The 12,371-nt window shown below is 63.3% G+C and carries 12 protein-coding genes; 6 read left to right on the top strand and 6 right to left on the bottom strand.

The genetic code is table 11. The features are described 5' to 3' along the window. Window positions 1-3: 3 nt before the first annotated feature. From CE_RS14145 to trpL, 3 genes are all read right to left on the bottom strand, one after another. A complete protein-coding gene (locus tag CE_RS14145; protein ID WP_006768774.1) occupies window positions 4-639 on the bottom strand; it encodes an anthranilate synthase component II in 636 nt (211 codons plus the stop codon). Next, complete coding sequence (locus CE_RS14140) at window positions 636-2,216, bottom strand: anthranilate synthase component 1 (RefSeq protein WP_006768775.1); 1,581 nt, start codon at window positions 2,214-2,216, stop codon at window positions 636-638. Before CE_RS14140 ends, CE_RS14145 begins: the two co-directional genes overlap by 4 nt. Before the next feature lie 249 nt (window positions 2,217-2,465). Continuing rightward, entirely contained in the window at window positions 2,466-2,519 is a 54-nt protein-coding gene (gene trpL / locus CE_RS15505; protein ID WP_193763637.1) for a trp operon leader peptide, read from the bottom strand. Between the two features lie 131 nt (window positions 2,520-2,650). Between trpL and CE_RS14135 the strand changes: the two genes are divergently transcribed. Then, on the top strand, window positions 2,651-3,058 hold the full coding sequence (locus tag CE_RS14135; RefSeq protein ID WP_006768776.1) for a hypothetical protein: 408 nt from the start codon (window positions 2,651-2,653) through the stop codon (window positions 3,056-3,058). A 128-nt stretch (window positions 3,059-3,186) separates the two neighbouring features. On the opposite strand, the gene CE_RS14130 is transcribed toward CE_RS14135, so the two are convergent. Further along, a complete protein-coding gene (locus CE_RS14130) occupies window positions 3,187-3,744 on the bottom strand; it encodes an SdpI family protein (protein ID WP_006768777.1) in 558 nt (185 codons plus the stop codon). A gap of 384 nt (window positions 3,745-4,128) precedes the next feature. Between CE_RS14130 and CE_RS14125 the strand changes: the two genes are divergently transcribed. Further along, window positions 4,129-5,382 (top strand): dicarboxylate/amino acid:cation symporter, encoded by a 1,254-nt coding sequence (locus tag CE_RS14125; protein ID WP_173362584.1) that lies wholly within the window; start codon window positions 4,129-4,131, stop codon window positions 5,380-5,382. A 76-nt stretch (window positions 5,383-5,458) separates the two neighbouring features. Here CE_RS14125 and CE_RS14120 read toward each other — a convergent pair whose 3' ends face one another. Beyond that, window positions 5,459-6,802, bottom strand: coding sequence for an FAD-dependent monooxygenase (locus CE_RS14120; protein ID WP_006768780.1), 1,344 nt, complete (start codon window positions 6,800-6,802; stop codon window positions 5,459-5,461). A 249-nt stretch (window positions 6,803-7,051) separates the two neighbouring features. Beyond that, the gene (locus CE_RS14115; RefSeq protein WP_006768781.1) at window positions 7,052-8,392 is read right to left on the bottom strand and encodes an MFS transporter; all 1,341 of its coding nucleotides are present in this window, start codon (window positions 8,390-8,392) and stop codon (window positions 7,052-7,054) included. 64 nt (window positions 8,393-8,456) lie between these two features. Here CE_RS14115 and CE_RS14110 point away from each other — a divergent pair, with 64 nt between their 5' ends. The 4 genes from CE_RS14110 to CE_RS14095 all read left to right on the top strand — a co-directional run bounded on the left by CE_RS14110 (window position 8,457) and on the right by CE_RS14095 (window position 12,257). Further along, window positions 8,457-9,224, top strand: a complete 768-nt coding sequence (locus CE_RS14110; protein ID WP_035109157.1) for an IclR family transcriptional regulator — start codon at window positions 8,457-8,459, stop codon at window positions 9,222-9,224. A gap of 324 nt (window positions 9,225-9,548) precedes the next feature. After that, entirely contained in the window at window positions 9,549-10,676 is a 1,128-nt protein-coding gene (locus CE_RS14105) for a cupin domain-containing protein (protein ID WP_006768784.1), read from the top strand. 7 nt (window positions 10,677-10,683) lie between these two features. Then, window positions 10,684-11,523, top strand: coding sequence for a fumarylacetoacetate hydrolase family protein (locus tag CE_RS14100; RefSeq protein ID WP_006768785.1), 840 nt, complete (start codon window positions 10,684-10,686; stop codon window positions 11,521-11,523). Next, entirely contained in the window at window positions 11,523-12,257 is a 735-nt protein-coding gene (locus CE_RS14095; RefSeq protein ID WP_011076115.1) for a maleylpyruvate isomerase family mycothiol-dependent enzyme, read from the top strand. Before CE_RS14100 ends, CE_RS14095 begins: the two co-directional genes overlap by 1 nt. Window positions 12,258-12,371 lie beyond the last annotated feature (114 nt).

Here is a 12,371-nt window from a genome sequence, read left to right as displayed (position 1 = left end):
ACACTATTTATTGTTGACGGAAAGCAGCTTGTCCACGCACCGGCCCAGGATGATCGGGCCCGTGGGGCTGAGCACCGACTCCGGGTGGAACTGCAGGCCGATGGCCATCTCATCGGTGGTCTCGGCGGCCATGATCACCTCCCCGATCTCGGAGGAACACGTGCACAGGGAGATCATCCCCTTCGGGGCCTCCACGCATCCGAGGGAGTGGTAACGCCCGATCGGGACACACCGACCCGGCAGCTCCGGCCGGTCCGGTTCCACATCGGTGGCCAGTCCGGCGAAGACGGAGTGGGTGACACCGGCGTTGGTGAGCACCATGTCGTCGGTGGTGCCGTGCACCGGGCCGCAGGGCTCCACCTTGCCACCGTGGTGTTCGATGAGCGCCTGGAAACCCAGGCAGATACCCAGCAGCGGGATCTCACCCAGCACCCGGTCCAGCAGCGCCATCATGTTGCCCGCATCCGCCGGGTAGCCGGGGCCGGGTGACAGGCAGATCAGATCCGGTTCGGCGGCGAGCACCGTCTCGATGTCGACGGTGTTGCGGAACACGGTGCAGCGGTACCCGGCGACGGCGAAGGCATCGACGAGGTTGTAGACGAAGGAATCATGATTATCGATGAGGACCACGTGTGTCATCGGACGACCTCCAGGGTGGAACCGGCGGCGAGTGCGATGGCATTGAGCACGGCATAGGCCTTGTGCAGTGTCTCATCGGCTTCGGACTGGGGATTGGAATCGCGCACAACACCGGCGCCGGCCTGCACGGCCGCCACCCCGTCCTGCACGAACGCGGAGCGGATGACAATGCAGTTATCCATGTCGCCATTGCCGCGCAGGTACCCCACGGCACCGCCGTAGGACCCACGGCGACGCTTCTCGACGCCCCGCAGCAACTCCATGGCGCGCAACTTCGGGGCACCCGTCAACGTCCCCATGTTCATGCACGCACGGTAGGCATCCAGGGCATCCAGCTCCGGATCCAGGGTGGCGGTGACCCGGGACACCAGGTGCATCACCCGGGAGTAGCGGTCGACCTGGAGCAGATCCGCCACGCGACGGGTCGCCGGTACCGACACCCGCGCCAGGTCATTGCGGGCGAGATCCACCAGCATGGTGTGCTCCGCAACCTCCTTGGCGTTGGTGCGCATATCCAGTTCATTACGGATATCCAACTCATCATTAATGGTGCCATCCGCATTCAACCCACGCGGGCGGGTGCCGGCGATCGGATACAGCTGCAGCTCGCCGGTGGCGGCGGTGAACTTCAGGTTGGACTCCGGGGAGGCGCCGAAGAGTTCATAGGGACGGTTGTTGTCCAGACCGCGCACATAGAACATGTACGGGCTCGGGTTGGTGGCCCGCAGCTGGAGATAGGCTGCGAAGGCATCCGGGCACGGTGCGGAGAAGGACCGCGCCGGCACCACCTGATAGATGTCACCGTTGTGGATATTGTCCTTGAGATCGGCGACCTGCTGGCGGAACTCCGCATCCGGGATGTCGGCGACCACGCGCAGGGTGTCGCCGGCGTGTGGGGTGACCTTGTAGGCGTGATCGGAGCCGGGCAGTGCGGCGTCGATAAGCCCGGCGAGCTGCGCGAGCTCCTCCCCCAGCGCGTCCGGGTCGCTGGACACACCGACCAGCTGGGCGGTCTGCTCCTGGTGGTTGATGTCCAGGATGATCTCCGCGACCAGGAACTGATAATCGGGGTAGGTGTTGATCCCCTCTCCCACCGCCGGCAGAGTCTCGAAGGTCTCCAGGTAGTCGAAGGCGAAACCGCCCATCAGCAACGGCAGCGCCGGGTGATCATAACCGGAATCGAACTGCAGCTTCCGCAGCACCTCGATCGTGCTGATGGAGGTGAGGCGCTCGCGCTCATCCACCGCATCCGAGACCGGGAACTCGAAGGTGACCGGGTTGCCATGCTCCGGCGACAGTGCGGAGATCCGGTACTCACCCAGCTCCTCCGCCAGGCGGGAGGCTACGATGCGCCCCGACTCGGTCAGAGGCTGCGCCGTGACCCGCTGGCCCTCGCAGGTGACCCGGACCGAACCCTTGAGCACAGCCAGGGAGGAGATGCCGTTCTTGGTGGTGATGTCCGCGCTCTCCAACAGCGCCGCATCATCGGCTACAGTCCCACCGAGGTGGGCGAACAGACTGGAGGCATCCTCGTGGTACCGCACCGTGCGGGATAGAACATGGGGGGCGGTGCTCATGGGGCACTCACCTGCCTGAGACTCAGGACGGGTGTCACAACTGACATGGGAACCGGGCCTTTCACTGGGACGAACGTTTAAGAACAACTCATTAATGGGGCTTTGAGCTTCGTTCGATCCCGGGGCGCGCCGGTTGTGGGTTATCCAGGTTTATCCTGTGAACCACAAAAGGCCCGCTGCTTCGTCGAACGAAGTACACGAGCCTTGAAATCTTCAGTGTGAAAACAACTTGGTGATCCGTGGGCCCGCTTATCTAGCGCGCCACCACCACTGGGTGCCCTGGGATTGACAGAAGTTGTTCACAACCCAGAACTTTATCACGGGGTGGGAAATTTGTCTCATTTATATGTGTACATGCCCAGTCTCCCTGGGTGATTCCGGATAATGGTAGGTTAACAATTATTTCTCTAGATATAGATTAAGGGATGTGTGGCATGGGTTCCCGTAGCAGAGTCATCCTCATCAGCGCCGTGGCCATGGTTCTCGGCTGGGTGGAGATCGCTGCCATCACCGATTTCGCCCACACCATTACCAGCGGTGCGCCCAGTCGCTTCTGGATTGCGGTGGCAATCGCCACGGTGATCACCGTGGTCTTCCCGCTCTGGCGTCTGAGCCGACCCTATAAGGGGCTCTGGCAGGAAATAGCTATCGGTTTCCTCGGGTTTTGGCTCATGGGTGGAATCACGGAATTGATCACCAGAGGCGCGGAGGGGGTTGGTTTACGGTGGTGGGTGGCACCCGTATTCCTCCTGGTGGTCTTCTGGGTGGCGCAGGAAGCCGATAAGCAGGAAGCCGATAAGCAGGAAGCCCCGCGGGTTGCCCCGCAGACAGTTGAGGAATAGGGCTGGGTTGCAGCGGTGTCAGCAACTGAACCTTTCGGATCTTTCCAGACAAACAGGAAACCGGCCTTCTCTCTGGAGAGAAGGCCGGTTGTGTCCCCGGTGCTACCGCGGGGCAGAAACAGGAGGCGCTAGTCCTGGCTTGCCCGGGTCTGTGCCTGGTTCTGTGCCTGGGCGGCCCTGCGCAGGGCGTCGAAGTCGATTGCGGGTGCGTTGACCGGGGTGTCATTCTCAACGGGCTCGTTGGCGGGAGCACACGTGTCGCCTGCGCCCTCTGCCGCGGAACCACAGCCACCCTCGCCGCAGGAGGAGCAACCGCCCGCATCCTCGCCCTGCGCCTTGCGCTTGGCGTCAACCATGGCAACGGTGTGGGCTCCCATGCCGGCACCCATGCCGAGGAAGACCAGACCACCGATGACACCGAGGCCGACCACGAGCCACATCCACCCGGTGGCGGCGAACGCCATCAGCGAGGCGATCGCCCAGGCGACACCGGACAGCACCCACAGGGGGCCCGCCACGCGGTGGGCCATGTCCCACAGTTCCTGCGACTTGCGGACCTCCGGGACACGGATGCCCAGAACAGGGTTGCCGGGGAGTTTCGCCTTCCAGGCGAGGACACCGGTTACGACGAGTAGGACTGCGAGAATGCCGAAGAGGCTGCCAAGGATAATGCCGATCACCGTCATATCAACCACTCTAACCCCAGGTTCATTCCTTTCCGTAATCCTTTCTGGCGGGTTTGGCACGGTCTGATAGGTGGCACAGGATGAGTTCTCCGGATAGGTCGTACCAGCGCTGTGCAGTAATCTGACAGGTGTCGCAGCTGGCTGGTTGCTCCACCACACAAAACCCAGTGCCCTTCGTAGCTCCCGCGGTACTTCCCACCGGGTGTCGGCAGGAACCTCATCCGGGTACGCGGTGACCACCCGACCCAGCGCGTGAACAACCTGAACAATTCGCCGCCTCCCCACGCGGATTGCCCCGGCCCACCCCTCCCCTACCGGAGTCTCAAGGGGCCGGTTCCCTCCCGGGAGGCGGATCACACGCCCCACAAACATGTAGGAACAACCATGGACTTCAAGAGCATCCGCTCGTCGCTGCTGTTCCGGGTGGTCATAGCGATCATCCTCGGAATCGTCTGCAGCCTCTTCTTCCCGGTGTGGCTCGCCCAGATCTTCACCACCTTCAACGGCCTGTTCGGCAACTTCCTGAACTTCTTCATCCCGGTTCTGATCTTCGCTCTCATCGCACCCGCCATCGCTGGTCTCGGCCGTGGTGCGGGCAAGTGGCTGGGGATCGTTGCCGGTATCGCCTACGCCTCCACCATCCTGTCCGGTCTGCTCGCCTACGCGGCGTCCCGTGCCCTGTACCCGTGGATGCTCGCCGACCACGCCAACATCAGCGAGATCGATCTGGATGCGGATGCACTGGTCCCCTATTTCTCTATCGAGATGCCACCACCCTTCGAGGTCATGACCGCCCTGCTGCTGGCGTTCTGCCTCGGCCTGGGTATGACGGTGGTCAAATCCGAGAACCTGTATAAGGTCACCCGTGAGCTCGAGCGTGTGGTGATGAAGGTGATCACCGCCTTCGTCATTCCGCTGCTGCCCCTGTTCATCTTCGGCATCTTCCTCGGTCTGGGCATGAACGGCGGGCTGGTGGAGATCATGTCCGCCTTCGGCAAGGTGCTCATCCTGGCTGTGGTGGGCACCCTGGTGTTTCTGACCATCCAGTTCATCACCGCCGGTGTCATCGCCGGCCGTAACCCGTGGACCCTGTTCAAGAACATGCTGCCCGCCTACTTCACCGCGCTGGGCACCTCCTCATCCGCGGCGACCATCCCGGTCACCTACCAGCAGACCCTGAAAAATGATGTCGACGTCAACGTCGCGGGCTTCGTGGTGCCACTGTGCGCCACCATCCACCTCGCCGGCTCCATGATGAAGATCGGTCTCTTCGCCTTCGCCGTGGTTTACATTTATGACATCCAGGTCAGCGTCGGTTTGGCCCTGGGCTTCCTGCTCATGCTCGGCATCACCATGATCGCGGCACCGGGTGTTCCGGGTGGCGCCATCATGGCGGCCACCGGCATGTTGGCCTCCATGCTCGGTTTCAACACCGAGCAGGTCGCCCTCATGATCGCCGCCTACATCGCCATCGACTCCTTCGGCACCGCAGCCAATGTCACCGGTGACGGTGCCATCGCGGTTATCGTGAACAAGCTGTCCAAGGGGCGTATCTCTGAGACCCACCAGGAGGACCTCCCCGAGGAGGACCGCGTGGAGTTCGGGATCACCCCCTCCGACATCGAGCACCGCGGTTAACGCCAGCCCCCTGGAAACCCGAAACGGCCGCCCCACGCTACTGCGTGGGGCGGCCGTTTTTCGTCGTCAAGCGCGCTTAGGCGTTGACTTCCTGGTTGTTCTCCAGCAGGGCGTAACGCCACTCCTGGATCTCCTTGGGCAGCTCACCCTTGGAGGGATCCTTCAGGTACTCGCGCTTGGAGGCGTCGTAGCCCCACAGCCAGTCCGCGTACTGGAACCAGCCGGAGCGGTCAGCCTGACGGAACAGCTCATTGCGGATCAGGCGGGCGGTACCCTCGAGGTGCCACAGCTCGCCCCAGAACCGGCCGGTGGTCTGGATACGGGCACAGCGTGGCGCACGCTCCGCGGAGACCTCCTCGAAGACCTGCTCCCAATCCAGGTTGCCGGCGTTGGCGGCATCGGAAGCGAAGATCGCGATGGCCTCAGCATCCTCCATCGCCATGACGGCACCGGAAGCCAGGTACTGCAGCGGTGGGTGTGCAGCATCGCCGACGAGGATCATGCGGCCGTGGTTCAGCTTCAGCAGTGGCTCACGGTCGGACATCTGCCACCAGTTGTGGGTCCACAGGGTGTCCAGACGATCCTGGATGAAATCGGAGCAGTGGGTGTAGGCCTGCTTGAGCTCCTCCGGGTTGCCCCAGTCCTCCGGGACGTCACCGGCCTCACGGCCCTCCAGGTAACGCTTGGACTCGAAGACAGCCACCTGGTTGAGCAGCTCGCCAGCGCGCAGCGGGTACTGGATGAAGTGGACGTGCGGTCCGATGTAACCGATGACGGACTTGAGGTCCTTCATGGCCTCATCCTCCTGCAGCTTGGAGGTGCCACGGTAGGCCACGTAGGCCGACGGGACAGGCGCATCCTCCACGAGGTGGTTGCGGTGACGGGAGTGGATGCCGTCGAACGCCAGGAAGGCATCAGCCTCGAAGGTGGCCGGGCCTTCCTTGCCCTCCCACTCCAGGTCAACCTCGATGCCGGCGTCGGTGCGACGGGACTCGCCGACGGTGGCACCATTGTGCAGGGTGGCACCGGCCTCACGGGCCGCGTCCACGAGGATGGACAGCAGATCAGAGCGGTGGATGACCAGGTAACGGCCACCGTAGTGCTTCTCGAACTCCTCATCGAAGTCCAGGGTCAGGATGGTCTCACGGGTGATCGCATCACGGAACTGCATATCTTGCGGCAGGTAACCGGCCGCGATGATGCGGTCGATGACACCCCAGCCCTCCAGCATGCGCCAACCGTGCGGGCCGATCTGCAGGCCGGCACCGACCTCCTTGAACTCCGGTGCACGCTCGAAGAGGGTGACGTCCGCGCCGCGCAGGGACAGCGCCAGGGCACCAGCCGCGCCACCGATGCCACCGCCAGAGATGACAATGCTCTGGCCCTTCAGTTCATCTGTCTTGTGAAGAGTGGAAACCATGATTGAAACTTCCTTACTTGAAAACTTCGGTGAAAGTGGTTGATAGTGGTTGGCCCCGGGGCCGATGCTGTGCACCGGCCCCGGGGGACGTGCAACCCGGGCTTGCACCCTGGGCTTCCGGCCTGGTCCTCCTGGCCTGGGTTCCTAGCCTGGGCTACCGGCCTGGGCTTCCGGCCTGGAGGGGGAATCTCGCTTAACTTCGGGGACCGAGCGGCCCCTTGGTTGTGCTCGCGATTTGAGCTGGCGCGGTTAGCCCTGAACGACGACCTGGTGGCGCACGCTGAACTTCTTCTGCAGGCGAAGCAGAATGGCCAGCGAGAGCGCCGAGAACACGGCCGCGGCGGCGAACATGATGAAGTTGGAGTCCACGCCGAGGTTCCAGGCCAGCAGCAGACCCGCGAGCTGCGGGGCGGCGACCGCACCGATGCGGCCGAGGCCGAGCGACCAGCCCAGAGCGGTGCCACGCAGGTTGCTCGGGTAGAAGTTGGCCACAGCGGCGATGATGAGGATCTGGGTGCCGTGGGTGCCCACGCCCGCCAGGATCAGGATGATGTAGACCGCCCAGACCGGTGGGTAGAGCAGCAGGGTGAACAGGGCGATACCCGCGATGCCGGCGGCGATCGCACCGGAGCGGATCGGTCCGAAGCGGTCACCGGCCCAGGCCGTGACGACGGAACCGATGATTGCACCGAGGTTGAGTGCCAGGGTGAACATCAGGGCGGCGCCGAAGTTGTAACCGGCCTGTTCCATGAGGCGTGGCAGCCAGGTGCCCAGACCGTACCAGGCCAGCAGGGTGAAGAAGGTGGCCACGGCGAACCAGATGGACACCCAGCGGAACCGGGAGTTCAGCAGGTCCTTGAAGCTTGCGGATTCCTCCGCACCCTCGCGGGCGATGTGGTCTGCGCGGATCGCATCATCGGAGGGAATCACCTTCAGTGCCAGCGGGAGGCCGACAACCAGCGGGATTAGTGCCAGCAGGAACATGATGCGCCAGCCCCACTCCTCGGAGGAGGTGACGATCGGGCCGGCCAGGACGGCGGCGATGGAGCCACCCAGGGGCACACCCGACATCATGACGGTGGCCCAGGCGGACATGGTCCGGCGGGGCACCAGGTCGGAGACCATCGCGTTGACGGATGGGACCAGTCCACCCAGACCCAGTCCCGCGACGAAGCGGAAGGCGCCGAACACCCAGGGGTTGGGTGCGAAGGTGCACAGGAAGGTGAACAGGGAGAGGATCACCACGGAGCCGATGACGGCTGCCTTGCGGCCGAGGCGGTCGGAGAGGCGTCCGATGAACACCGCGCCGATAGCCATGCCGAAGAATGCCATGGAGCCGATGGTGCCGAGCTGGGCGGAACCGAGGCCCCACTCGTTGGCGAGCGCCGACTGGACGGTGCCATAGACGATCAGGTCATACCCGTCGAAGACGACGAAGAACCAACCGAGGAGCACCGCTGCGAGACGTCGTCCACCGATGCCGAGAATGGTGAAGGAGTGCTGCTTGGATTCGAGAGTCTCTACCCCGGCGGTGGCCGGGCCGGAACCGCCTCTGGGGGCGCCCCCGTTCTCTGTTGCGTGTGATGTCATAGAAATATGTTCGAGGTGAGTTAGGTTACAATCAAAATGATTCCTCTATGTGGAAAGTAGAATAATGAGAAACATTTCCCCCACCCACGGCCCACCCCCGAAGTCATTTCTGAGCTCAGTGGACACCGCTCTGCAGCTGATTCTGCTGCTGCGCGATTCCGGTGCACTCACCATATCCGCGGCCGCGGAGGAGCTGAACGTGGGCCTGTCCACCGTGCACAGATCCATGGCCATGCTCGTCTACCGCGGGTTTGCGGTGCGCAGTGAATCCCGCACCTATCTGCCCGGTCCCGCCCTGGCCACCTCTGCACTCCAGCCAGGGCTCGGATCCGACCTGACCCGCCTGTGCCAACATCACATGGAGGCCATGGCGCGGGAGACCGGCGAGACCAGTCATCTCATCATCCTCCAGGGCGTGAACTGCCACTTCATCCACAGTGTGGAGGGCACCAATCCGGTGCGTGTGGGCAGTCGTCGCGGGCAGGTCATGCCCGCAACGCAGAACTCCGGAGGCCTGGTGATGTTGGCGGAGTTGTCCCAGCATGAGCTCAGATCCCTGTATTCAAATCTGGGGGATGAGGAGTTCGAGAACCTGCGAAAGCGGCTGCGGCGCACCCGTGACCGGGGGCATGGAACGAACTTCGGCTTCTTTGAGCAGGATGTAAGTGCCGTGGCGGAATGCCTGCTCAATGACGTGGGTGACGTTCTGGGTGCATTGTCGTTGGCGGTACCCTCCAGTCGCTTCCGTGAGGCGTACCCCCGTTGTGTGGAGGCGATGAACCGTCACATGAAGGATCTGAACCGCACTCTGGCCTCATATCGAATCCCCTAAAACTGCGTTCAAGGGGTGAAAAATTGAGCTTTTCCACCCCCGGAAAGCACAATTTCCGCATAGCGGAAACTCTTTGAGTCACCTTCCATAAGTCAATATGTTCGAGTTCACAAACAGTGAGAAGACCTAGCTGTTCGCCACAACTGTTAAACGGTGGGATCCCCCCTCCACGGCATGCACACCCACGGGATGACACACCCGGGAGCAACATCCCGGATCTGGAATCCGGCACCGGCCACCCCGCGGTGCAGGACCTCCGGACCATCCCGCAGCTGTCGCCGGAAGGATCGACGACACCGACATCACAACGAGGAGGAATCCGCGATGGGCGCCCCAAAGAACACCGATTACTCGACTGAGCACGTCAAGATGGAGGTCCCGCCACCCACCCCTGAGGAGCAGGCCGAGCTCGATGCCATGTACAAGCGCATGGACGAGATCCACCTGAAGCCACTGTGGAACCAGATCGGCGGCCTCATGCCGAACCACCCCGAGCCACGCGCAGTTGCCCACAAGTGGGACTGGGCTGAGCTGCTCAAGATGGCACAGCGCTCCGGTGAGCTCGTTCCCGTCGGACGTGGCGGCGAGCGTCGCGCCATCGGCCTGGCCAACCCGGGCCTGGACGGCAACACCTACATCTCCCCCACCCTGTGGGCTGCGATCCAGTACCTCGCACCGGGCGAGAACGCCCCGGAGCACCGCCACTCCCAGAACGCCTTCCGCTTCGTTATCGAGGGTGAGGGCGTCTGGACCGTGGTCAACGGTGACCCGGTTCCGATGCGTCGCGGTGACTTCCTCCTGACCCCGGGTTGGAACTACCACGGCCACCACAACATCGCGACCGAGCCGATGGCCTGGCTCGACGGCCTGGACATCCCGTTCGCGTACCAGATGGACACCGGATTCTTCGAGTACGGCACCGAGAAGCTCACCGATGAGTCCACTCCTGAGCTGTCCCGCTCCGAGCGTCTGTGGGCCCACCCGGGTCTGCGTCCAGTTGCCTTCCCGGGCAAGACCTCCTCCTCCACCATCGGCCGCTACGCATGGGAGCACACCGACGCTGCCCTCAACGATCAGCTGGCACTGGAGGAGGAAGGCCACCCGGGCACCGTGGCACCGGGCCACGCTGCCATCCGCTACACCAACCCCACCACCGGCGGGGACGTCATGACCACCATCCGTGCAGAGTTCCACCGTCTGCGCCCGGGTGCTGCGACCACCCCGATCCACGAGGTCGGAAACCGCTGCTTCCAGGTCTTCGAGGGTTCCGCCACCATCAACGTGGGTGAGAAGACCTTCGAGGCCAAGCATGGCGATATTGTGAATGTGCCATCCTGGCAGAAGTGGAACATCGAGGCTGGCGCCGAGGGCGTCGACCTGTTCTGCTTCTCCGATGCACCCATCTTCGAGGCCCTGAACCTTGCACGTACCTTTACCCCGGAAGGAATCTAGAACCGATATGCGTCTAGCAACAATTCGTACCAACGGCTCCACCATCGCCGCGCGCGTCGAGACCGAAACCACCGCAACCCCGATCGAGGGTTACGCCAACGTCGGCGAGCTGCTGCAGGAGAGCAACTGGCGCGACCTCGCCGAGAAGGCCTCCGGCGAGGAGATCACCTTCGACAAGAAGGACCTGGATGCAGTTGTTCCTGCTCCGAAGAAGATCGTGTGTGTTGGCCTGAACTACGCCAACCACATCAAGGAGATGGGTCGCAACCTGCCCACCGATCCGACCCTGTTCGTGAAGTACCCGGATGCCCTGGTTGGCCCCTACGACGATGTTGTTGTCCCCGAGTGGGCCAACAAGGCTCTCGACTGGGAGGGTGAGCTGGCGGTGGTCATCTCCAAGCGTGCACGTCGCGTCAAGGAGGCCGATGCCAAGGACTACATCGCCGGTTACGCCGTCATGAACGACTACACCATGCGTGACTTCCAGTACCGTGCGCCCGCCGCCTCCCCACAGTGGCACCAGGGCAAGTCCTTTGAGAAGTCCGCTGGTTTCGGTCCCTGGATGACCACCCCTGATTCCTTCGAGTTCGGTGGCGAGCTGGCCACCTACCTCGAGGGCGAGAAGGTTCAGTCCACCCCGACCAATGACCTGGTCTTCAGCCCCGAGAAGCTGATCGAGTACATCACCCACATCTACCCACTGGATGCAGGCGACGTCATCGTCACCGGCACCCCGGGTGGCGTCGGCCACGCCCGCGACCCGAAGCGTTACATCGGTGACGGCGAGACCGTGAAGGTTGAGATCGAGGGCCTGGGCAACGTCGAGAACAAGACGGTGTTCGAGTAATGAGCACTTTCCACGATCTCCCGCTTTCCGAGCGGCTGACCTTGGCAAGGCTGGGTACGTCCCACTACTCACGTCAGCTGTCCCTGATCGATAACGCTGACTTCGATGAGGACACCAACCTCGCCGGTTGGACCCGTTCCCACATCATCGCCCACGTCGCCTACAACGCGATCGCGCTGTGCAACCTCATGCACTGGGCGAACACCGGGGAGAAGACCCCGATGTACTCCTCCCCTCAGGCCCGCAACGAGGAGATCGCCTACGGCGCCACACTGATCCCGGACGCCCTGCGCAACCTCCACGAGCACTCCGTTGCCCGCCTGGATGTTGACTGGCGCGAGTCCTCCGAGGAGGCCTGGGATCACGAGGTGCTCACCGCGCAGGGACGCACCGTCCCGGCCAGTGAAACCCTGTGGATGCGTTCCCGCGAGGTGTGGATCCACGCCGTGGACCTCGGTGCCGTCGCCGGTTTCGGCGACATCCCCGAGATCATCCTCACCACGCTGGCCGCCGAGATCACCGCGAAGTGGGCCGGCCAGGGCGTTGGCGAGGGCCTGGTGCTTGTCGACGCAGCCACCGGTGACCGTTATGCGGCCGCCCCGGCTGCCGACGGTGGTGCGGAGGTTGAGGTGACCGGCAGCCTCGCCGGCATCGTCCGCTACGCCGCCGGCCGCGGCGCCGAGGGCGTCACCTCCTCCACCGGTGAGGTTCCGGAGCCACCACGCTGGCTCTAGGCAGCCCGCACGCTGTGACCCGTTAGACTGATGAGATCTTCTCCGCTCCCCGGGGAGAGGGTCTCTTCTTTCATCCCGACAGCTGTGAGGTTCACACATGCTCGAGATCTGTGT

Origin of the sequence: Corynebacterium efficiens YS-314, assembly GCF_000011305.1 — a bacterium.
Lineage (GTDB): Bacteria > Actinomycetota > Actinomycetes > Mycobacteriales > Mycobacteriaceae > Corynebacterium > Corynebacterium efficiens.
Note: the sequence above shows the minus strand (reverse complement) of the source record. Positions and strands in the feature narration are given on the sequence as shown.

Bases quoted from the DNA above. Each gene is read 5' to 3' on its own strand.
- CE_RS14095 (WP_011076115.1), top strand. From the start codon at position 11,523: ATGAGCACTTTCCACGATCTCCCGCTTTCCGAGCGGCTGACCTTGGCA.
- CE_RS14105 (WP_006768784.1), top strand. From the start codon at position 9,549: ATGGGCGCCCCAAAGAACACCGATTACTCGACTGAGCACGTCAAGATG.
- CE_RS14145 (WP_006768774.1), bottom strand. From the start codon at position 639: ATGACACACGTGGTCCTCATCGATAATCATGATTCCTTCGTCTACAAC.
- CE_RS14140 (WP_006768775.1), bottom strand. From the start codon at position 2,216: ATGAGCACCGCCCCCCATGTTCTATCCCGCACGGTGCGGTACCACGAG.
- CE_RS14130 (WP_006768777.1), bottom strand. From the start codon at position 3,744: ATGACGGTGATCGGCATTATCCTTGGCAGCCTCTTCGGCATTCTCGCA.
- CE_RS14110 (WP_035109157.1), top strand. From the start codon at position 8,457: ATGAGAAACATTTCCCCCACCCACGGCCCACCCCCGAAGTCATTTCTG.
- CE_RS14100 (WP_006768785.1), top strand. From the start codon at position 10,684: ATGCGTCTAGCAACAATTCGTACCAACGGCTCCACCATCGCCGCGCGC.
- CE_RS14125 (WP_173362584.1), top strand. From the start codon at position 4,129: ATGGACTTCAAGAGCATCCGCTCGTCGCTGCTGTTCCGGGTGGTCATA.
- CE_RS14120 (WP_006768780.1), bottom strand. From the start codon at position 6,802: ATGGTTTCCACTCTTCACAAGACAGATGAACTGAAGGGCCAGAGCATT.
- CE_RS14135 (WP_006768776.1), top strand. From the start codon at position 2,651: ATGGGTTCCCGTAGCAGAGTCATCCTCATCAGCGCCGTGGCCATGGTT.
- CE_RS14115 (WP_006768781.1), bottom strand. From the start codon at position 8,392: ATGACATCACACGCAACAGAGAACGGGGGCGCCCCCAGAGGCGGTTCC.